This window comes from Leptolyngbya sp. FACHB-8, assembly GCF_014695575.1.
Taxonomy (GTDB): domain Bacteria; phylum Cyanobacteriota; class Cyanobacteriia; order Elainellales; family Elainellaceae; genus Vacuolonema.
Genome location: NZ_JACJOO010000058.1, coordinates 23845 through 44308, shown reverse-complemented (window position 1 = coordinate 44308; position 20464 = coordinate 23845). Strand labels below are relative to the sequence as shown.

Annotated in this window: 14 protein-coding genes; 2 read left to right on the top strand and 12 right to left on the bottom strand. The window is 53.3% G+C overall.

The window, feature by feature from the left end; all coding sequences use genetic code 11:
- Positions 1–33: 33 nt before the first annotated feature.
- A complete protein-coding gene (locus H6F91_RS14650) occupies positions 34–1980 on the bottom strand; it encodes a S9 family peptidase (protein WP_190770193.1) in 1947 nt (648 codons plus the stop codon).
- Between the two features lie 531 nt (positions 1981–2511).
- Between H6F91_RS14650 and H6F91_RS14645 the strand changes: the two genes are divergently transcribed.
- Positions 2512–4539 carry an AarF/ABC1/UbiB kinase family protein gene (locus H6F91_RS14645; protein WP_190770194.1) on the top strand — a complete coding sequence of 676 codons (2028 nt, stop codon included), beginning with the start codon at positions 2512–2514 and terminating at the stop codon, positions 4537–4539.
- Positions 4540–4749: 210 nt separating this feature from the next.
- On the opposite strand, the gene H6F91_RS14640 is transcribed toward H6F91_RS14645, so the two are convergent.
- The 11 genes from H6F91_RS14640 to H6F91_RS14590 form a co-directional block, all read right to left on the bottom strand.
- The gene (locus H6F91_RS14640; protein ID WP_190770195.1) at positions 4750–5922 is read right to left on the bottom strand and encodes an MFS transporter; all 1173 of its coding nucleotides are present in this window, start codon (positions 5920–5922) and stop codon (positions 4750–4752) included.
- Between the two features lie 314 nt (positions 5923–6236).
- Positions 6237–8393, bottom strand: a complete 2157-nt coding sequence (locus tag H6F91_RS14635) for a chromosome segregation ATPase (RefSeq protein WP_190789391.1) — start codon at positions 8391–8393, stop codon at positions 6237–6239.
- A 570-nt stretch (positions 8394–8963) separates the two neighbouring features.
- Complete coding sequence (locus H6F91_RS14630) at positions 8964–10133, bottom strand: NDP-sugar synthase (RefSeq protein WP_190770197.1); 1170 nt, start codon at positions 10131–10133, stop codon at positions 8964–8966.
- A 459-nt stretch (positions 10134–10592) separates the two neighbouring features.
- A complete protein-coding gene (locus tag H6F91_RS14625) occupies positions 10593–11450 on the bottom strand; it encodes a segregation/condensation protein A (protein WP_190770198.1) in 858 nt (285 codons plus the stop codon).
- Positions 11451–11862: 412 nt separating this feature from the next.
- Complete coding sequence (locus H6F91_RS14620) at positions 11863–12216, bottom strand: LapA family protein (protein WP_190770199.1); 354 nt, start codon at positions 12214–12216, stop codon at positions 11863–11865.
- Positions 12217–12272: 56 nt separating this feature from the next.
- Positions 12273–13472, bottom strand: a complete 1200-nt coding sequence (locus tag H6F91_RS14615; protein ID WP_190770200.1) for a hypothetical protein — start codon at positions 13470–13472, stop codon at positions 12273–12275.
- Positions 13473–13813: 341 nt separating this feature from the next.
- Positions 13814–13984, bottom strand: coding sequence for a DUF5989 family protein (locus tag H6F91_RS14610; protein ID WP_190770201.1), 171 nt, complete (start codon positions 13982–13984; stop codon positions 13814–13816).
- A 2-nt stretch (positions 13985–13986) separates the two neighbouring features.
- Positions 13987–14397: an SxtJ family membrane protein gene (locus tag H6F91_RS14605; RefSeq protein WP_190770202.1), complete on the bottom strand. Its 411-nt coding sequence runs from the start codon at positions 14395–14397 to the stop codon at positions 13987–13989.
- A gap of 4 nt (positions 14398–14401) precedes the next feature.
- Positions 14402–16267 (bottom strand): carbamoyltransferase, encoded by a 1866-nt coding sequence (locus tag H6F91_RS14600; protein WP_190770203.1) that lies wholly within the window; start codon positions 16265–16267, stop codon positions 14402–14404.
- Positions 16268–16654: 387 nt separating this feature from the next.
- Complete coding sequence (gene ileS / locus H6F91_RS14595; RefSeq protein WP_190770204.1) at positions 16655–19552, bottom strand: isoleucine--tRNA ligase; 2898 nt, start codon at positions 19550–19552, stop codon at positions 16655–16657.
- Between the two features lie 130 nt (positions 19553–19682).
- A complete protein-coding gene (locus H6F91_RS14590; protein WP_242035800.1) occupies positions 19683–19988 on the bottom strand; it encodes a hypothetical protein in 306 nt (101 codons plus the stop codon).
- Between the two features lie 114 nt (positions 19989–20102).
- On the opposite strand from H6F91_RS14590, the gene H6F91_RS14585 reads away from it, so the two are divergent.
- Entirely contained in the window at positions 20103–20435 is a 333-nt protein-coding gene (locus tag H6F91_RS14585; RefSeq protein ID WP_190770205.1) for a Mo-dependent nitrogenase C-terminal domain-containing protein, read from the top strand.
- Positions 20436–20464: the final 29 nt, after the last annotated feature.

Sequence of the window (20464 nt, the reverse complement as noted above, 5' to 3'; positions counted from 1 at the left end):
TATGGTGCGGTACATTCACCGCACCACTTAACCCTAGAGGTTGGCGATCGCCACTTTTTCCATTTCATCGGCTAACGCAAACCCAAACACCTGGGCGTAGAAATACAGCTCCCCATCCAGGGTACGCTTGATATTTTCAGACTTACGGAACCCATGTTGCTCCCCTTCGTAAAGCACATAGGCAACCGGCAAGCCCTTTTCCTTCAGCGCGTTCACCATCATTTCTGCCTGATTAGGCGGAACGATCTTGTCCTCATCGCCCTGGAAGAAGATCACCGGGCAGGAGAGCTTATCAATATGGTGAATCGGCGATCGCGCCTCATACACCTCCTTCGCCTCAGGGTAAGGACCAATCAAGCCATCCAGATAGCGCGACTCAAATTTGTGGGTATCCCGGGCCAGAGCTTCCAGGTCACTGACTCCGTAGTAGCTGGCTCCCGCTTTGAACACGTCCCGGAAGGCCAGAGCTGCGAGGGTAGTGTAGCCCCCGGCACTACCACCATCAATACAGAGGCGATCGCCATCCACCCGTTTATGTTTAGCCAGGTAACGTGCCCCATTGACGCAATCATCCACATCCACAATGCCCCAGTTGCCCTTGAGGCGATCGCGGTACTCCCGCCCGTAACCGGTGCTGCCGCCATAGTTCACATCCAGCACGGCAATGCCACGACTGGTCCAATACTGAATACCGGGGTTAAAGGTGGCAGACGTCGCCGCTGTAGGGCCACCATGGCTCTTTACCAGAAGCGGCGGCAACTCGCCCTCGGGAGCCGCAAAGTCGGCATTCTGGGGGGGATAGAAGAAGCCATAGGCGGTGAGGCCATTCTCGGTGGGAAACTCAATGGGTTCGGGCACAGAGATGTAGGCCGGGTCAACGGTCAGGTCGCTGGAGCGGCGCAACGCTTCGCATTCCCCGGTGGCGAGATTGAGACGGGCGATCGCCCCCGGTTGGGTTGGGGTGCCTCCGCCAAACACCACAAACCCATTCCCCACCTGCACACCGCCCACACTGGCATAGGGGGTTGGGATTTCCTCAAGTTCGAGGGTTTTGAGATTCAGGCGGGCCAGATGGGAGAGGCCATTCTCGCTGTAGGTGCAAATCAGCGACTCGACCGACTCGAAGCCATAGGTGGACATGCCAAACACCCACAGGGGTAGACCAAACTCCGCGGCTTTGGGACAGAGGGGCTCAATCACTCCAGTGCGGTTCCAGCGATACAGGTTCCACCAGCCCGTGCGATCGCTCACAAAATGCAGCACCCCATCCGGCGACCAACTGGGCTGAAAGATTGACTCCGAAACACTTCCTGCCACCATAATGGCTGTCCCCAGGGTGCCATCAGGCAGCAGTTCTGCTTCCCATAACTCCGTGCCATCCCACGGCATATTGGGGTGGTCCCAGGCAATCCAGCAGAGGCGGCTACCGTCGGGGCTGATGCGCGGGTAGGCGTAGAAGTCGCTGCCAGATACCAGCACGGTGCCGGGGTTGTCTTCGGCATCGCCAGGGTGAATAGCGATCGCTACAATTTCATTGCTGGGCTCGTGGCCGCCTTCGGTATGATTTTCGCGCACGCAGATCAGGCGATCGCGCGTGACATCTACCACAGCATCGGCATAGCGATAGGATTCTTGGGGGGTAATAGGTTGTGGCTCACCACCAACAGCTTGCCGATAGATCCGCTGATCAGCAAAGTTCGAGAAGTAAACGACGCCATCAGCCACCAGATACGACCCGCCACCATACTCATGCACCCGTGTCCGCACATTTAATGGCGCAGGAGTCAGGTCTGTGCGAGAGCCATCTGCTGCCAACTGCACGACGACACTCCGCCCCCCTTCTGTGGGTCGGCCTTCACTCCAATAAATATCTTGACCATCCAGGCACACGTCCCCCAGACGCACCGAGCCGGCCACAATCAGGTCAGAGGTAATGGGCGATTTCCAGGAACCATAGGGCGCAATTTGAGGAGACACCATAGTATTTTTTGGAGTAGGTAGAATAAGACCCCTTGATTCTAGAGCAGGGAGTCACGAATCCCGTCCATCAATGTTGGGATTTTAGAGCCGGTATAAAAAGACTGTTTCCGGGCTCAGAGGCCACAAAAAATCAGCCGTTTCAAACCAATACAGCTGCCAATCTGGGGAGGTACAAAAGAAGAAGATGGAATCAAGTTTCACATCCTTCTCTCATACCTCAGGAGAGGAGAGAGGGATCTATAAAAGTAGCGCTATAAGCCATAAGTATTTCGGAAATTTCGCCTAAAAGTTACGGGTATTGAGACTCAAAATCGGCATGTTGAGGAATCCCAAACGCAGGACGAAGTGCCATGCTGAAGGAATTGTGGGAAGGAAACCTGCGCGTGCCGTTGGTTATTCGCGGGTGACTCCTGAGAGTCCTGTTACAATGCTTTACATAAGGTTGTGGCTATAGGGCTTACCCCTTCAGCGTTGCAATCGCTGGTGCTCCCCCGGAGACGACTGATCAATCCTTTTAGGAAACGTGCAGACATGACCCTAACCTCTAACAGTTCGAGCTTGATGGACATCGTCAAGGAGAGTGATGCGGTTGAGGCTCACCTGAAATTTGCCCACACCACTCGTGACGCTGCGCTGCGCTACGACCCGGTGGCGATCGCCGCCCGGTATCGCTCCCACCCCCTCCAGGTATGGGGCCGAGTTGTAGGGATCTTTGGGCCATTTCTGCTGTTTGCCCTTCAGTTGTGGGGCGATCGCACGACGGGGCAGTTAAAACGCAACGAACAGAAACGCGCGCGTCGTTTACGGGAAATGCTGACCCGTTTGGGGCCAGCCTTCATCAAAGTGGGACAAGCGCTCTCCACACGGCCTGACCTGGTTCCTCCGGTCTACCTGGAAGAATTGACCAAACTTCAAGACCAACTTCCACCGTTTCCAAACGAAGTCGCCTATCAGTTCATCGAAGAAGAATTAGGCGATTGTCCCCAATACATCTTTGCAGAGTTGTCGCCAGATCCTCTGGCAGCGGCTTCGCTGGGCCAGGTGTATCGCGGCAAGCTGAAAACGGGGGAAGACGTTGCGGTAAAAGTTCAACGTCCTGGTCTGGCCCAACGTATTACCCTCGATCTCTACATCTTGCGAGCAATGGCCGTTTTTGCCGCTCGCCGCTTCAAACGCATCCGCAGTGACCTGGTTGGCATTATGGATGAATTCGGCGCTCGAATCTTCGAGGAGATGGACTATACCCACGAGGGATACAACGCTGAGCGCTTTGCCCAACTCTACGGCCATCTGCCAGAAATCTATGTGCCCCGCATCTATTGGGAGTACACCAATCGCCGGGTACTGACAATGGAATGGATTGAAGGGGTAAAACTCACCGATCCCAAAGCAGTGCGATCTATGGGTGTGGATGCCGCTCACTTGATTGAAGTGGGCGTACAGTGCTCCCTCCGACAATTGCTAGAGCATGGCTTCTTCCATGCAGATCCTCACCCGGGTAACCTGCTGGCCACCCCCGATGGCAAACTGGCCTATCTGGACTTTGGCATGATGAGCGAAATCAAGCCGCCTCAGCGCTATGGCCTGATTGAAGCCGTCGTGCACATGGTTAACCGTGACTTTGAGGGTCTGGCAAAGGATTACGTTAAGCTGGATTTCCTCACCCCGGACACTGACCTGACTCCCATCATTCCAGCCCTCGGCAGTGTTTTCAGCAATGCCCTGGGAGCCAGCGTCGCGGAGATGAACTTCAAGAGCATCACCGACCAACTTTCGGAACTGATGTACGAGTATCCGTTCCGGGTTCCGGCCTACTATGCGCTGATTATCCGATCGCTGGTCACCCTCGAAGGGATTGCCATCAACGTTGATCCGAATTTCAAAGTCCTCAGCAAGGCTTATCCTTATATCGCAAAGCGGCTTCTAACGGACCCATCCCTTGAACTGCGCACATCCCTTCAGGACCTCCTGTTCAAAGATGGGACTTTCCGCTGGAACCGCCTGGAAAATCTGCTGCGGAACGCTAAGGATAGCCAGGATTATGACCTGAATGGAGCAATTGATCAGGCAGTCAACTTTCTGTTCTCGGAGCGGGGCGACTTCATTCGTGAATATCTGGTTGATGAGATTGTGAAAGGAGTCGATGGCTTCGGGCAAACAGCTCTAGATCGAATCCGGTCAACGGTGCGCGATCGCCTCGGCTTCAACCGCTCTCACAATGGCAATGGCAACACTGCCCCCACTACCCCAGAAAAGCAGTCCAGCCGCAAAGAGTTTGAGCAACTGCTCCGCATTCTCAACCTGCTGCGGGAGACGCCGGGCTTCGACCCCCGCCAGGTGTTACCCGTAATCCCCAACCTGCTGCTGCGCCCTGAGACTCAGCGCATGGGCCAACAGATTGCCAGCGGCCTCGCCCAACGGGCAGCTGCCCGCTTCATTCGGGAGTTTCTGTTGCGAGATGAAACCTCTGCTCAATCGGCTGCCAGGATTGAGGTACGAGATGTCACACCACCAAAACCCGTGGAGCGTCCTTTAGCGTTGCCTGCCGCCCGCTCGTAATTTTCTCCCTTTCAAAAAGAATGTGCGCGTTGCTGAGCAGCGCGCACATTCTTTTTGGAACTCAATGTAAGCCCGGGTCAGGTTATGTAACCTCAGTTCGGGATAAGCTGAAGTGCTCATTTTGGCGTGCACTATGTGCACGCCAAAATGAGCTTTTTCGAGTGCCGCGCGTTGCCCGGCACTCGAAAACGCCCTTAACCCGAACTCAGGTTATGTAGGTTTAGCGAATTGGCGGAAAGCGTAGCCGCTGACGAGACACCCAGTGCACCCCAATAGCAAAAACAGGCGGCTGAGAGGTATGACCTGTACGAGGGGTTCGACTCCGGCTCCACCCAGGGTCATGCCACCGTCAAACCCGGCTAAAAACACGCTGTAAACTCGGCCACGAGCCGCGCCTGGAGCAGAGAGGGAAACCATAGCCGAAAGTACGGGAAACATAGCCCCAAAGCCCAAACCATAGAGAATCGACCAGGAGGCGAGGAATTGGGGGGCGATCGCCAACCCCACTAAAGCCGTACTTGAGCTGAGAATGGCCAGAGTGGTAATCCAGCGTTGAGAGATGCGATCGCCCCAACGCCCTAATGCAAACCGCACCCCCACGGCCACTAGAGCATTCAGGCTGTAGAACAGGGCAGAGTTGGGCACAAAAAGCGGCAAAAAGGTGACAACGCCGCCATGCAGGAAGGAAGTGATGAAAAAGACCAGGGTGGCATCCCGCACCGGGAAACGGAGCACCACGTCCCAGGGAAATGGATGGGGCGGCTCAGCCGATTGAGCCGACCGCACAGCCCACAACCAGGGTAGGGGTAAGGTGAGGAAAAATCCCAGCAGGGTCAAGCCGCCCATAAACCCCACCACTCCCACAAAGCCCATCTGGGCAAATGCCCATGAGCCTAGCAGTGGCCCCAGGGAAAAGCCAATCGTGTTCGACATGGCCAGGTAACCCAGCATGGCGGTGCGGCGATCGCGTCCTACCAGATCCACCAGCATTGTCTGGGAAGCCGTCGCAAAAGCCGCCTGACTAATGCCATGGGCAACTCGCACTCCCATTAACCAGGTTGGATCAGACGACCACAGGTAGAGAGGCAAAATTCCTAGCATGATGCCCAAACCTACCCAGAGAACTGCTTTACGGCCCCAGTGATCGAGTAACCAACCGATCCCCGGGCGGAAAAACAGAAGCCCTGCTGCCATCGCACCAACGACCAGCCCTACCGGAGCATTAGCCCAACGCTGACTCAGATACAGCGGCAACACAGGAAATAGCACGGTTACCTGGGTAAAGAACACCAGCATGCCCGCGCAAATACAGAATAAAGGGAGGCGATCGCGCTCCAACACCCCTTCCGTCACACGAGCAGAGGAGCAAACAGAAAATTTCATCAGAACAACCTATGGGTGCAGAACCCGTCTGATATCCATTCCCTATGAAGCTGCGCCCGCTCTGCGTCCTGACCTGTTAGAACTCAGCTTCATATTGAGATATGAGTTGTTGCGCGGCTCTCAGACAGAATTCTCCGCCATTCTCCAGGAACTCCCGCTCTCAATACTTCGCCCAACAGGGGCAGTTTCAGGCAGAGCTTTGCAAGCCTTTGCAGGTTGGCATGGGAAACAGGCGTGGTGTTAGGAGTGAAATACACCACACCCAACACCATGCCTGCTTCCTATTCAAAAACACGCTCTAAACCCGAGCTGGTTTACTCCTTAGATGACTGATTCGTTCTAGCTGTGGGAGAGGGATCGGGTGGGGCAGGTTCCAGATCCAGGGAGTCTTGGGGAACTTGCATTTGTCGCCACGTCTCAAGTTGCTGCTGCGCGGCAGACGATACAGGAGTACCCGACGGCAACCGTTCCAGCAGGGCGATCGCCCCCTCCAGGTTATAACCTGCAAGAGCCTGAGCGCTTTGCAAGACTCCCTGGCTCCAGATTCCAATCATCCGATCGGCTTCAGCTCGGGTTGACGTACTAGCAGGAATTTGGGAGGCTGCACGAATGGCCGACAGATACGCATCAGGGGTACCACTGGCCGCCAAGCGATAGGCTTCCTGGAGGCTAGCTTGTGCGTTGAGTTGAGCGCGCCAGTTGCGAACATCCTGCTGGGCATCGTCGTAGAGCACCCGCCCCCGTCCGATCTGATTTGCAACCGCCACCGCCTGGGATAAATCCCCAGAGGCAGCCAGTTGCCGGGCACGATCGAGAAGAGGTTGATCCTGGCTGCGCTGAACTTGAGCCGTCCAGGTCTGAATCCGCTCCTGAGCCTGACCATGGAGCGCTCGCCCCCGACCAATCTGTTGAGCAATACTAATGGCTCCTGAGAGATCACCAACAGCGGCGAGCGCATCGGCCTGCTGCAAAACGGGCTGATCTTCAGTGGTTTCGATGCGACTCGTCCAGTCACGAATTAAATCCCGTGCTTCCTCGCCTTTCGGATTGCCTCTGGGTACCTGACGAGCCGCAGCGATCGCCGCCTGCAAATCTAGAACAGTCCCCAAGTCCGCCAATTGACGGGCCTGATTGAGCTGAGCCACATCTCGGCTTTCCGCTTGCCAGCGGCTAATCAACGCCTGGGCGCGTTCATAGAGGGGGCGATCGCGACGAATTCGCTGGGCCTGGGTAATGGCTGCCTCCAGATCCTCTACACCCCCAGCCCAGGACTGAGCCTGAGCCTGGGCCAGCGTGCTGAAATCTTGAATTTCGGGTTTGAGGGTGGGAATATCGGGAATTTGCCCCACAATGCGCATAGCTTCATCAAAATCCCGCCGTCCTAGAGCGTTTTCCGCCAATTCGAGCATATCCTTGCCCAAGTCAGCAATTACCCGTTGAGCCATAGGATACGCAGGACTGCTGCTCTTGATTTCCTTGGCCATCTCAATCGCTTTCAGGAGGTTCTCCAACCCACCTCGCCGGGCCATCCGGCGAATCTTGGCCAGCCGTTGTCCATCCTCACGGAACGTAGTAATCAGATCGCCTAATTCTTCGTACTTGGTAGTTTGCCAGTAGCGGTTATCAACATCCAGCAGTTTCACCGCCAGTTCAAAAGCCAACCGGGGATCTTGCTCCAGCAGAGCATTTTCTGCATCTTTGAAGATCTTTTCCGCTTGCGCCCAAATCGTGCGCCACTTCTGAATACGCTCGGCTACCTCCCCCTGAGCTGCGTTACCAGCAGGAATTCGATTGGCTGTGGCGATCGCCCCATCCAAATCTCCCCGATGGAACTGCTCCTCGGCTAGACCGAGAATATCGCTAGCCCATTCCTCAATGGAGCGATTGACTTCAGCTCGCATGGGGTGGTCGGGTGGCAGGCTATTCACTAAGGTAATAGCTTCAAGTAAATCATCCACCGTCTGCTTATTCGCCGCCAGTTGGGCGCAATACATCCGCAGCGAGGCAGAGGCCGTAGGCCAAAAAATAGACGGACAGTTAGGTAACGCCGGAATTTTGAACAGAATCGCGGCTGCCAATCCTCCAACTGCCGAAATGGATAGGGTAGAAGCGATCACCCAAAATTGCCAGGAAGCCAGCCAACTCACCGCACGAGAGGAACGAAGGGGCGCTGGAAGCGCTACCTCCTTGGCAACAGGCGCGACTGGAGGTGTCCGGCGAGGCGGCGGTGGGGGCGGCGCAGGCCGACGAGGGCCCTTTTCCCCCACAACCACGCGGCTAACGGGTGGTTCTACCGGAGGCGGCACAGCAGGAACGGGGGCCGGAGCGATCACCCTAGGTCGTGGCAAGGGGGGCGGAGCAGGAGCTCGCCAGGGTTGTACGGGAGTCTGCCGCTTGCTAGAGGCGCTCTGGTCTGATTGCGTAGCATCTGGCCTTCTACGGCGCTGCGGAAGACGCGGGTCCCTTGTCATGCGATCGCCTCACTCACACACTACATTGAATCCTGATTGAATCCCGCCAAAGGTCGTTCTTATGAGTCCGCTCTTGGCTAGATCATTATAGGCATCACTTCTATATTTGGTGTAAATTCCCCTGGGGGCAGCTACAGACAGTGATTTTTCAACCCTTAGAGAGATTGTGGGCTTGGCATCTACGCTCTTTCAAAGGGGCCAGTTTTAGACATATCCAGGGTTTTCGCAAGCTAAGCATGCAAAAGCGCTATCGAGACAGTCCTCAATAAACTGTCTAATTTGAGGGCTGAATATCCGGCACCTTTAAAAACTCTTTGAGAAAGTCGAGACATACGTAACTTGAACTCAGAGTAACCGCAGCTCCGGATAAGCTGAAGTGCCCATCTTGGCGTGCACTTTATGCATACCAAAATGAGTGTTTACGAGTGTTGCGCGTTGCGCAGCACTCGTAAACACCTTCAACACACCGTTAGAGCAGCACTATTGATTATGCAAAGCTGGGGCGAAGGATCCTTCGCCCCATAAACCATGCTATTCAGGTCAGTCCTCTCTGGAGAGCAACCTGATCCCTTAGGTTGGAACTTCGGAGTTGAGCAAGTCAGCGATCGCTTGCCGCTCTGCTGTAGGTTCCAGTGGCAGTTCGCTGCGGGTATCAGTAATCAACCAGTCTAGAGCCGCGGCCGTTAGGTCAATGGCGGCTCCGGTTTTATCAACGCAGTGCCGACCAAACACAAGCTTGTCGACCAGGCGCACCCCAGGGCCGAGGCGGGAGTAGTCGAAGATCACACTGTTTTCGACCACAGCACCACTACATACATAGCAGTTAGGGCCGATCATACTGGGACCAATGATGGTAGCCCCATCCTCAATACAGGTCATACCACCGATATACACTGGGCCTTTGATGTCCACTTTGTCCCAATTTACCGCTACGTTGATCCCCGTGTAGACGCCAGGAGCAACTTCATGGCCAGGAATAGAAACATTTTTGACCTCTCCGGTCAATACACTACGGATGGCTTGCCAGTAGTCGGGCACTTTTCCAATATCGATCCATTGGAAATCCATCGAAATGCCGTAGAACGGAGCCCCAGATTCTACCAGTTTCGGGAAGAGCTGACTTCCAATGTCATATTCCACGCCGGAAGGAATATAGTTAAAGATCTCTGGCTCAAAAATGTAAATACCCGTGTTGATGGTGTTGCTCAGGGCTTCATCAACAGCAGGTTTTTCCTGAAATGCTTTGATACGGCCTTCTTCATCGGTAACGACAACCCCATAACTGGAAACTTCCTCATGGGGCACTTCTTTCATAATGATGGTGGCGATCGACCCCTTCTCCCGGTGCCACTGCACCGCTTTAGTCAGATCCAGGTCGATCAGTGCGTCCCCGCACAGTACGACGAAGGTGCCATCAAAAAATGGTGAAAAATCTTGAATCTTGCGCATACCACCAGCGGAGCCCACTGCCTCGCCGACCAGATCGCCATCCACAATACGGCCTTCAAAGGAGTACGCAATCTGAACTCCAAAACGTTGCCCATCACGAAAATAGCTCTCGATTTCGTAGGCGAGGTGGCTGACGTTCACCATAATCTCCGTGAACCCATGCTGCCGCAGTAGCTCTAGCAGAAACTCCATAACGGGTTTCTGGAGAATGGGCATCATGGGCTTGGGGATGGTGTAGGTAATTGGACGAACCCGCGTCCCCTTACCGGCAGCGAGAATCATTGCTTTCATAGCGGTGCTCTACCCCTGGGTAGCGTTTCGATGATCAGAATAACCTGTAACAGTGTGTCACACTGTATCGGGTTATGGTTCTACACCGAACAATCCTTGGTCAAACTCTCAAGGTCGCCTCAAGATTACCGGGATTGTCGTGAAGATAACTTAAGGGTAGATGCCATTGGGCCAATTTCCAACACAGCCTAACCCCCAACCGGATATTCGACAACCAGCCATTCCCATTCGGTAGTGCTCTAGACGTATGAATGGGTGTGGTGAAAGGGCCTCGAAGCGCCCCTTTCACCACACTCATTCACAGGTTTAAAACATGCTCCTCAGGTTACGTTAACCTCAATTCGGGTTAAGGGCATTTTCGAGTGCCGCGCTTCGCGCGGCACTCGAAAATGCCTATTATTGCGTGCGCGACGCGCACGCAATAATAGGCGGTTTGGCTTATCCCGAACTGACGTTACATCAATCTGGCAGGACAAAGGAGGGTGGATTGGTCAAGGCATCGGCAGGTAGATTTTCCAGGCTGCGTACCCGCAGGTCTTTGTAAAATTCGTCCTGGCCCAGTTCTACCTTAGATTGGGCGGAGAGAAAGAGAAGTGCCCAGAAGACAGCGACGCGATCGCTCTGAGCACTATGATGAGCCGACGTTTGTTGAATCTCTTTGGCCAAATCTGATTCCACCCAGAGCCCCAGCAGGCTCTCAAACTCCATCCAGTCCTCTCCCTGGCAAATTTCGTCCCACTCGGCTTGAAGGAAGCGCTCCAGGGCAGCCGCAATTTCCGAAAGGTTTTCCTGGTGGGCCAGTTGGGCGATCGTGCGGACGGCCTGGTTGCGAGATTGGGGCCGGGGACGGCGGGTTTTAATCCGGGGGGTATGTTCGGCTACCGTCGTCGCCATCACCTCTAGTTGGGCAATTAGCTCTTGCAGTGTTACCCGACGGTTTTGCTGAGGTCGAGCTGTTGCCCGACGGCGAATCTGTCGCTCCAGGCTGAGGGGCAGCGGAGCCTCTGCCAGGGCACCATCCCCCAGGAAGTCTTCTAACTGTTCGGTGTTTTCTTCCTCGCCCTGTTTGGCTTCCTGGCGAGCCAGGCTATCCGCTTTCAGCAGCACCAGCATGGAGGCATAGAGAAAAGCTTGTCCCGATTCTGATAGGTCGGCTTCATAGGCAGCACGACTACCACCGGGGTTCTGGTAAGGCTTTAGCTGGCTGAGAAAGCGATCGATTACCTCAATCACCTTTACATCCCAGGGGTCGATGTCTCCCTGCTCGGCCAGGTCAATCAGGAGGGCGATCGCATTTTGTGCCAGGGAAAGCGCCATAGCTACCTGCTGTTGAATACTCCTGAAAGGGCTTCATTTTTCACACCCATTCTTGTCTGGGCATTTGAAAAATAAACGCTTCCAACACTTTCTCACCGTCGACTGTCAATCCGAACAAAGTAAACAGCCATCGCCAGAATCAATCCCAGCAGTCCCAGCGGTACCCAAAGACTCCAGTAGTTCAGCGGGTCAATCTCCATTGTGATTCATAAAACATTAGTTCGAACAGTTTTTCTCAAATCATGAGATCGCCTGCATGAATCGTTATGCAACGTATGTCTCAAAAACGGATTCATGCAGGAGGTCTACTGATTTTTGAGTCGCGGCACGGCACAAAATTAGTGGTTTCAGAAAAACGATGGGAGGTGATTTTGGATGGAGCGCTCATTCCATCCAAAATCACAGGGTATTTTTACACCACCTCAGTAACCTCAACATCCTGGGGTTTTGACGCGGGCAGCAGACGTTGCTGCTCCTCCAGCTCGACTTTGTAGCGCTCGACATCCTGTTCCAGCTCTTGAATGCGAACATCCCGCTGGGATACCTGAGGTTGAACGGCCAGACGTGCAGTCAGCCCGGTCCAGACGCTAAAGATCCAAGCCAGAACTGCTCCAATACCCGCTGCGATCAGCAATTCGACCGACAGCGGAGCCGACAGCTCAACTCCAGGCACAACATGGATCGTCGAGGATGCCGTGTTTTCAATACCAAACAACACCAGGGCCAGGCAGATCACAAAAATGACCACAAAATTAATTTGTCGCATGGCAGAACCTCAAATCCTGTAGACAAGCAAACTGCTATACAGATTACTGCGATACGTTACGATCGACCAGATGGGGCTGCTTCATTCCTCATCCAGCGCGATCGCGTGTCTTGAACTAGACGGCGTGCGAGAATTTCGTTGCCATTGGGTGACACATGACAGAAATCGATATAGATATACTCGTCCCGCGATAATAAATCCGTATAATCCACAATCCAATCGTAATTTCGTTCTCGAATCAACTGCTGCAAAATGGGATAAACCGCTTGATATTGCTTGCCAAATTGATCATCCAGGTCATCATTAATGTGATCTAACTTAGGCTGGCCCATGTAAGCGACGGGTTGCAGCACAGCCAGAAACTGGATTCCGCGAGTTTGGGCCAGAGCGTGGGCAATTTCCCAGTTTGACAGCAAGGTTTCTGCGACCTGCCGAGCACGCTCCGGGTCATTGTCACAGATCATCGAATCATCTTTCCGTTTAGTCGGTCGAGCATCATTAATCGAATCGACGATGTCGACTCCTAAATCTTGAATTCCACCCAAAAATAATGCGTTGAGATAGTCTTTGAAATCTTCAGCTTCAGAGCGGCTACTTTTCTTCTGGCGTAGACGACTTCTAAAAACAGCCGTTCGCCCATGCTCGTTAACTTTCAACTCAGCGCGACAGCTATATTGCACATCGTTAACGCCCTCATAAAAAATGACAGCATCCATGGGTTCTTTAGTAGACAAAAGGTTTACAAAAGATGCCAAAGATTGCCGACTAATGTATCCCGTTTCCCCCTTATTGACTGTAGGCAAATCAGAGAATTTCTGATAAAAGGCTGGGAGAGTTTCATTATCTGTTGCTCCGGTTCCCCAGACCGTTGAGCCTCCAAAAATATAAACCTTGGGTTTAGAGGTTTGAGCAGAAGCAGGCAGGGGTTGGTGCACCCGATTGCCCTGAGCATCAATGGTGATCGTTTTTCCCTCAAACGGCTCTCGCGTCCAGCCGACGGATGGTTCGTATACAACAGGAATTCGCAGGGTTTCACGAAAGTGACGATACATCTCATCTCGCCTTCCCTGATAGTTAGGAAGTTCTGCCAGGTTCTGGTCCTCAACCACCTCCTCCACGCCCCCTTCCCAGCCCATAATATCAATCACCTGAGCACCTACTAATTGCACGAGGTTCGCCAGAAAATTGAGAGTAAACAGGAGGCCAGCGGTAACGCCCAGGTTAATTAGAATTAGCTTCAGAAGCGGGGATTTCATGGATAGAACACTAACAATAAATAGGAACCCAGATTATATTTTAAGGCTGGTTACCAGCACTATTTTTTGACTATAACAGGGCATAGGTAGGCTCGCCAATCTAAAGCATTGACGTTGGATGTACAAAGCACATTACACCCAACATCAATACGCAAGCCCCGTATAAGGCTCAGAAAAACAGCTTTTTCAACAACCTTAGAAACATCAAAAGCTTGAGGAGTGATTTTAATGAGCATAGCATCGGGCTAGCTTTTCGAGCCCTTTAGACGCTATGCAAGATATTACTTTTGCGTGCCTAAAGCCCACGCAAAAGTAACCCTTAACGAGACTTTTCAGGGTGTTTAGAAGATGGCATAGATGAAGGGGGCGATCGCACTTCCTTGAGTAAACACAATCACTAACCCAATAAGAATTAGGGTGAAGATCAGGGGAGCCAACCAATATTTTTGGCGTTCTTTCAAGAACTGCCAGAGGTCTGCCAAAAACTCCGTAATCTCTATTAAAAATCCCATAGTTAGAATGGTTTCTCCATTGATGAGCGAGAACGTTGAGTGCTGGTTTTGCGAAAGGTGGATTGTACACTTCGACGCTGGTGCAAAGGGTCATATTGGAGAAGCGATCGCATCACCACCCCCATAGGCGTCACAACGGCGTAATAAACCAGGCTCAAGACGATCGCATTGTTAATCCAGGCGAAAGCCTGACCAAAGCGCATCCAGCCATAGTAAAAAGACCGCAAAATTTGTGGACAGACCAAGCCACAGAATATAGACACAGACCCCAGAACCAGGGGCCACAGGACGAGCCCACTGCCTCGTAGTAGGGGAATGACGACCCCTAACAACCCAATCACCATCAGGCCAAAGACCAGGCCAAACTCGCGTAACACCGCACGGGTAGGATAGGGAATTGGCTCAAAGATCATGGCTCTAATCTAACTCGAAGGTTTGCAGATAGCGGGCGCGCTGCTGCTGCCGTGACTCTGGCGATTCAGCCCCCTGCCATTCAGGTTGCTCGCGCTTGCTGAGTAAACAGTTTTCAAGCACCAGATAGTCCATTTCAGTGTTCATGAAACAGTGGTAGGCTTCGCCCGGGGTGCAGACAATCGGTTCCCCCCGCACATTGAAGCTAGTATTGACCACCAGGCCGCATCCCGTACGTTGCTCAAAGGCACGGATCAGTGCATGGTAGCGCGGATTGGTGTCGGCATGAACGGTTTGGATGCGGGCTGAATAGTCTACATGGGTCACGGACGGAATCTCGGAGCGGGGCACTCGTAACTTTTCGATGCCAAATAAGGCCTGTTGCTCTGGCGTCATCGGATGCCGTTGTTCTGCCCGAACTGGGGCCACCAGAAGCATATAAGGACTGCGCCCCTCCATCTCGAAGTAATCGGAGACCCGTTCCGCCAGCACCGATGGAGCAAAGGGCCGGAAGGATTCCCGATACTTGATTTTGAGGTTCATAGTGGACTGCATGTTGCGGTTGCGGGGATCGCCGATGATGGAGCGATTCCCCAACGCCCGTGGCCCAAATTCCATCCGTCCCTGAAACCAACCGACGACCTGGCCATCCTCCAAAATTTCTGCCAGTTTGAGAAAAAGCTGTTCATCCGGTAGGGTATCGTATACAGCACCCACCGCCTCCAGATAAGCCTTCACATCTTGATGGGAAAAGCGAGGGCCGAGATAAGCTCCAGCCATGCGATCGCCCTCCGCTACCCGCTGGTTCCCCAGATACTCATGCCACACCGATAGAGCCGCTCCCAGGGCACTTCCGGCATCACCAGCTGCGGGCTGAATCCACAAATCCTTAAAACCGCACTCCCGCAGGATGCGACCATTGGCAACACAGTTCAATGCCACCCCGCCAGAAAGACAGAGATACTCGCTATCGACCTCCTGCTTGACAGTTCTTGCCAGCCGTAGCACGACCTCCTCGGTTACCTGCTGGATGGAGGCCGCAATGTCCATATCCTGCTGAGTCAAGTCACTCTCTGGAGAGCGAGGAGGACGACCAAACAAACGGCTAAACCGCTCGTTGGTCATAGTCAGGCCGGTGGCAAAGTTGAAGTAATCCAGATTGAGGCGATAGGTACCGTCGTCTTTCAGATCCAGCAGATGGTCGTAAATTAACTGGGTATACTTGGGTTCGCCGTAGGGAGCCAGCCCCATCAGCTTGTACTCACCGGAGTTGACCTTGAATCCAGTGAAGTAGGTGAACGCCGAGTAGAGCAGCCCCAGAGAATGGGGAAAGTCGATCTGCCATTGGGGAATCAGTTGATGATCCAACCCCTTCCAAACAGAGGTGGTGGCCCACTCTCCCACACCATCCAGACACAGCACAGCCGCCTTCTGGAAGGGACTGGGGAAGAAGGCTCCGGCTGCATGGGCCTGGTGATGCTCAGTAAACAATAACTTGGGCACTTGCTGGGGCTTTACTTCTCCCAGAGAAGCGAGTTCCCGCTTCAGAGTCGTCTTGAGAAATAGCTTCTCCTTAATCCATACAGGCATCGCGGCCGTGAAGGAGCGGTAGCCTCGGGGAGCCAGAGCAATGTAAGTTTCCAGCAATCGCTCAAATTTGAGCAGGGGTTTGTCGTAGAAGACGATGTAGTCGAGATCGCGAAGGGTCAGATTGCGCTCAAACAGACAGTAACGGATGGCGTTGCTGGGAAAGCGAGCATCGTGCTTTTTGCGAGAAAATCTTTCTTCCTGAGCAGCTGCAATGATCTGACCGTCGATAACCAGCGCAGCCGCACTGTCGTGGTAATAGGCAGAGAGACCAAGGATTTTCATAAGCTGAGGGGAGAGGGGCGATCGCACATCGGTTCTACATCCCCGTCTACTATGCCAGCAGACGGAGCATTTAGAGGAAAAATCTACCTGAGGGTATATCTGTTAATACCAGAAAAATGTCATCGATTGCATTTCTAGCCTAACCATATTCAACAAACCTGAGTTCTGGTTAAAACCTCCGATATGTGGTGATGCGACGCAACTCATTCCACTACTGCACATCAGGGGGTTTAACCCGATTTGATATGAGGTCGTAAAAACTGGGTGAAATGGGATTGTGAAAATTCGTGCTCGCGTTCATGGGTGTTGCAGCCTTTAAGCATGAAAATTCCCCTCAACGCACCTTAGAGGTGGGCTGAGGGAAATTTCATGGCTATTTCAGGCTTCCTAGAAGCGCCCCATGAGAGCTGCTACACAACGCTCACAGATGATGGGATGTTCGGGAGAGTCTCCCACATGGGTGGAGTAGTTCCAGCAGCGATCGCACTTCTCTCCGTCAGCATCCACGACCGCGATCCCCAGAGCATCAGTCTGGGCGCTGTACTTGTGCTCCGCCAGGGTATTGGGAGTATCCAGCAGTTCGACCTGGGAGGAAATGAGCAAGTAACGCAGTTCATCCACACCGTTGCCGGTCAGGCTGCTATCGGGGTTGAGGGCTTGCATTTGCTGGCGCAGGGCTTCGTCGGCTACGTAGAGCAGCACTTTGGCTTCTAGGGATGCGCCGATCGCCTTATCGATCCGAGCCTTTTCCATGACTTTATTGACCTCATCCCGCACGACGCGGAGTTTCTCCCAAGTTTGAGCCAGAGTGGGCTGTTTCCAGCTTTCCTCCACCTTCACCCAACCCGCTGCAAATACCGATTCGTAGGGGGTTTTGTAGGGAAGATACTGCCAGATGTCTTCGGCTAGGTGGGAGAGCACGGGGGCGATCGCCTTTGCCAGGTTCTCCAACGCTACGGCAAGGACAGTCTGACAACTGCGCCGCCGTACCGAATCAGAAGCACTGATGTAGAGCCGATCCTTGGCAATATCCAAATAAAAGTTGGACAGGTCTACCACACAGAAGTTCTGCACCGTCTGGAAGAACTGGAAGAACTGGTAAGACTCAAAAGCATCGGTAATCTGCCCAAACACTTCTGTGATCCGGTGCAGCATATACCGATCCAACTCAGGCAACTGGTCGTAGGGCACCGCTTGAGTTGCCGGATCAAAGTCGTGCAAGTTACCCAGCAAGAACCGTGCCGTGTTACGGATCTTGCGATACACATCCGACAGTTGCTTAAGGATATTTTTACCGATGGGCACGTCAGAAGAATAGTCTACAGACGATACCCATAACCGCAGCACATCAGCCCCGTAGGCGGGTTCCTGCTGCTGATTTTTACCACCGTTAATGATGACTTGGGGATCAACTACGTTCCCCAGAGACTTGCTCATTTTGCGGCCCTGCTCATCCAGAGCAAAGCCATGGGTCAGCACCTGACGGTAGGGCGCATGTCCACTGACAGCCACGCTAGTGAGCAAACTAGATTGGAACCAACCCCGGTGCTGGTCAGACCCTTCCAGGTACATTTCCACCGGATATTTCAATTCATTCCGGGCCTTCGCGACAGAAGCCCAGGAGGAACCCGAGTCGAACCATACGTCCATGGTGTCGGTACCCCGGCGGTAGCGATCGGCATCCTTCCGGTAGGCTTCCGGCAGTAGTTCCGCAACTGACAGTTCCCACCAGGCATCAGAACTCTTCTCCGCAAAAATGGCTTGGACGTGGTTGATAATTTCCTCATTCAAAAACGGCTCGTTCGTCTCGATGTCGTAGAACACTGGGATGGGAACCCCCCAACTCCGCTGTCGGGAGATACACCAGTCTGCCCGCTCCGACACCATTGCCGTAATCCGGTTCTCGCCTGTTTCGGGAATCCAGCGCACCTCCTGAATCGCCTTCAGCGCTTCCTCCCGGAACCCTTCTACCGAGGCAAACCACTGCTCCGTAGCTCGATAAATGACAGGTTTCTTTGTCCGCCAGTCATAGGGATAGCGGTGGGCATAGGTTTCTTCCTTCAGCAGCGCTTTCTTCTCAGTCAGGGCTGCGATGATCGCTTCGTTGGCATCCTTCAGCACGTTCAGCCCAGCAAATGGCCCCGCTTCAGCCGTGAAGTTGCCGTAATCATCCACAGGCGACAGAACGGGCAAGCCGTACCTTTGGCCCACGATGAAGTCATCCATACCATGGCCTGGAGCCGTATGCACCAGGCCTGTACCGGATTCAGTAGTGATGTAGTCACCGCCAACAACCACTGGGCTTTCCCGCTCAAACAAGGGATGCAGGTAGGTGGAATATTCCAAGGCTTTTCCGGGCAGTTCAGTTTTCACTGTCAGTTCTTTGCCCAGGGTTTTCGAGAGTTGCTCCACCAAATCCTTGGCTACGATCAGATAGCGGCAGTGCCACTCGGCATCAACAGTATCTTGCTCATGACCTGCGACTTCCACCACTGCATAGGTCAGAGCGCCGTTGAGCGCCACCGCCTGGTTCGCAGGGATCGTCCAGGGGGTCGTCGTCCAGATAGCAATACCCAAATTTTCGAGATAAGGCTGGAGAGCCGCTGCCGATTCCGACAGGCTAACCATGGGGAAAGCTACATAGATACTGCGAGAGGTGTGCCCGTCAGGATATTCCAGCTCCGCCTCCGCGAGGGCTGTTTGGGAACTGGGGCTCCAGTACACAGGTTTGAGACCGCGATAGATATAGCCTTTCAGGTACATCTGCCCAAACACACCAATCTGTGCCGCCTCATATTCGGGCTTCAAGGTCATGTAAGGGTTATCCCAATCACCCCAAACGCCATAACGCTTGAAGCCTTCGCGCTGCAAATCGACCTGCTCATACGCATAGGCTTTTGCCCGCTTCCGTAACTCCAGCGGCGTTAGAGCCTTGCGCTCCTCGGGCTTCATTGCCTGGAGCACCTTTAGTTCGATGGGCAGCCCGTGGCAATCCCATCCCGGCACGTAGCGAACCTTGCGCCCTTGCAGCAACTGATATTTATTAATGATGTCCTTCAGGATCTTGTTCATGGCGTGGCCCATGTGCAGCGCCCCGTTTGCGTAGGGAGGGCCGTCGTGGAGAATGAACAGATCACCAGGATTGTTTTCAGAAAGCTGCTGGTAAATCTGGTTATCTTTCCAAAACTGCTGAATTTCTGGTTCGCGCTTGGTGGCATTGGCCCGCATATCGAACTGGGTCTTGGGAAGATTAACCGAGTCTTTGTAGCTTCCTGTGGCTGTCACGTTTAGGTACCCGCTGATACAAGAGGATGTTTATGGATATTAGGGAATTGTATCGAACCCCGTTACGGATTGGGGTTTTCTGAACGTGATCTGTTAGTTTTCGTGCATCACGCATACGAGAAACCGCTTCTCATTTGCGATAGAGGCGACAGACAAGGGAGGCAGCGGGTTCTTGGCTAAAGGGAATTTGGGTGCCGTCCTGCCGGGTAAGAAAGCGATCGCGGCAGTTATACACCTCCACGGGCCGTGTGACGCTATCTACCTTCACGACTGCGCGATACTCCCAATAATTCTTCGCGCTGCGTTGGATGTCGACAATGCAAATTTCGTGACCTGCGATCGCCCGACAGCTAGCCGCTTGCGCCGGAAGTATCGGCAGCAGAAGCACGAACAGAAGCAGAACCAGGGCACGAGTCATCGCAATAGGGGCCGTCATAAAGCCAAGCATTAAGGAAAATTATAAAACATAAATAGAATTTATATCCTATTTGACTTCTCATTTAGCGAGGTTATAGCTAATCTGAAAACAAGTCACTCTTGAGGTGTCGGGATGTCGAACCGGACTTGTGTAATTGTGTTAAAGGCTATCCTTCTGCCGTTTCGTCTACTGGGTCACTACTTTGCCGTTCAAGGGCTTTTGCCCCTACGTCGGTGGCTCGATCAGATGGAGATTCGAGATGCGGCGATCGCCCACACAATTTGCCAACTCATTCCAGCACAATGCCCCTTTGAACGGGATATCTACCTCTTTGGCCGAAAGGTCGGTCATATTCCGCCGTTGTGTAAGCTCAATCCCTTTTATGAAGAAGTGACGGGCTTGCGGTTCCGAGCCCTCTGCTATTTAGCCGATGAATGCGGCGAGGATGTAGGCTGCTACGTTTAGTGCCTTTTAACCGTTGTTTTTTAGATGCG

What these genes read in the sequence shown, in the direction of transcription:
- H6F91_RS14650 (WP_190770193.1), bottom strand. Translation starts at nt 1,980, where the DNA reads ATGGTGTCTCCTCAAATTGCGCCCTATGGTTCCTGGAAATCGCCCATT.
- H6F91_RS14645 (WP_190770194.1), top strand. Translation starts at nt 2,512, where the DNA reads ATGACCCTAACCTCTAACAGTTCGAGCTTGATGGACATCGTCAAGGAG.
- H6F91_RS14640 (WP_190770195.1), bottom strand. Translation starts at nt 5,922, where the DNA reads ATGAAATTTTCTGTTTGCTCCTCTGCTCGTGTGACGGAAGGGGTGTTG.
- H6F91_RS14635 (WP_190789391.1), bottom strand. Translation starts at nt 8,393, where the DNA reads ATGACAAGGGACCCGCGTCTTCCGCAGCGCCGTAGAAGGCCAGATGCT.
- H6F91_RS14630 (WP_190770197.1), bottom strand. Translation starts at nt 10,133, where the DNA reads ATGAAAGCAATGATTCTCGCTGCCGGTAAGGGGACGCGGGTTCGTCCA.
- H6F91_RS14625 (WP_190770198.1), bottom strand. Translation starts at nt 11,450, where the DNA reads ATGGCGCTTTCCCTGGCACAAAATGCGATCGCCCTCCTGATTGACCTG.
- H6F91_RS14620 (WP_190770199.1), bottom strand. Translation starts at nt 12,216, where the DNA reads ATGCGACAAATTAATTTTGTGGTCATTTTTGTGATCTGCCTGGCCCTG.
- H6F91_RS14615 (WP_190770200.1), bottom strand. Translation starts at nt 13,472, where the DNA reads ATGAAATCCCCGCTTCTGAAGCTAATTCTAATTAACCTGGGCGTTACC.
- H6F91_RS14610 (WP_190770201.1), bottom strand. Translation starts at nt 13,984, where the DNA reads ATGGGATTTTTAATAGAGATTACGGAGTTTTTGGCAGACCTCTGGCAG.
- H6F91_RS14605 (WP_190770202.1), bottom strand. Translation starts at nt 14,397, where the DNA reads ATGATCTTTGAGCCAATTCCCTATCCTACCCGTGCGGTGTTACGCGAG.
- H6F91_RS14600 (WP_190770203.1), bottom strand. Translation starts at nt 16,267, where the DNA reads ATGAAAATCCTTGGTCTCTCTGCCTATTACCACGACAGTGCGGCTGCG.
- H6F91_RS14590 (WP_242035800.1), bottom strand. Translation starts at nt 19,988, where the DNA reads ATGACGGCCCCTATTGCGATGACTCGTGCCCTGGTTCTGCTTCTGTTC.
- H6F91_RS14585 (WP_190770205.1), top strand. Translation starts at nt 20,103, where the DNA reads ATGTCGAACCGGACTTGTGTAATTGTGTTAAAGGCTATCCTTCTGCCG.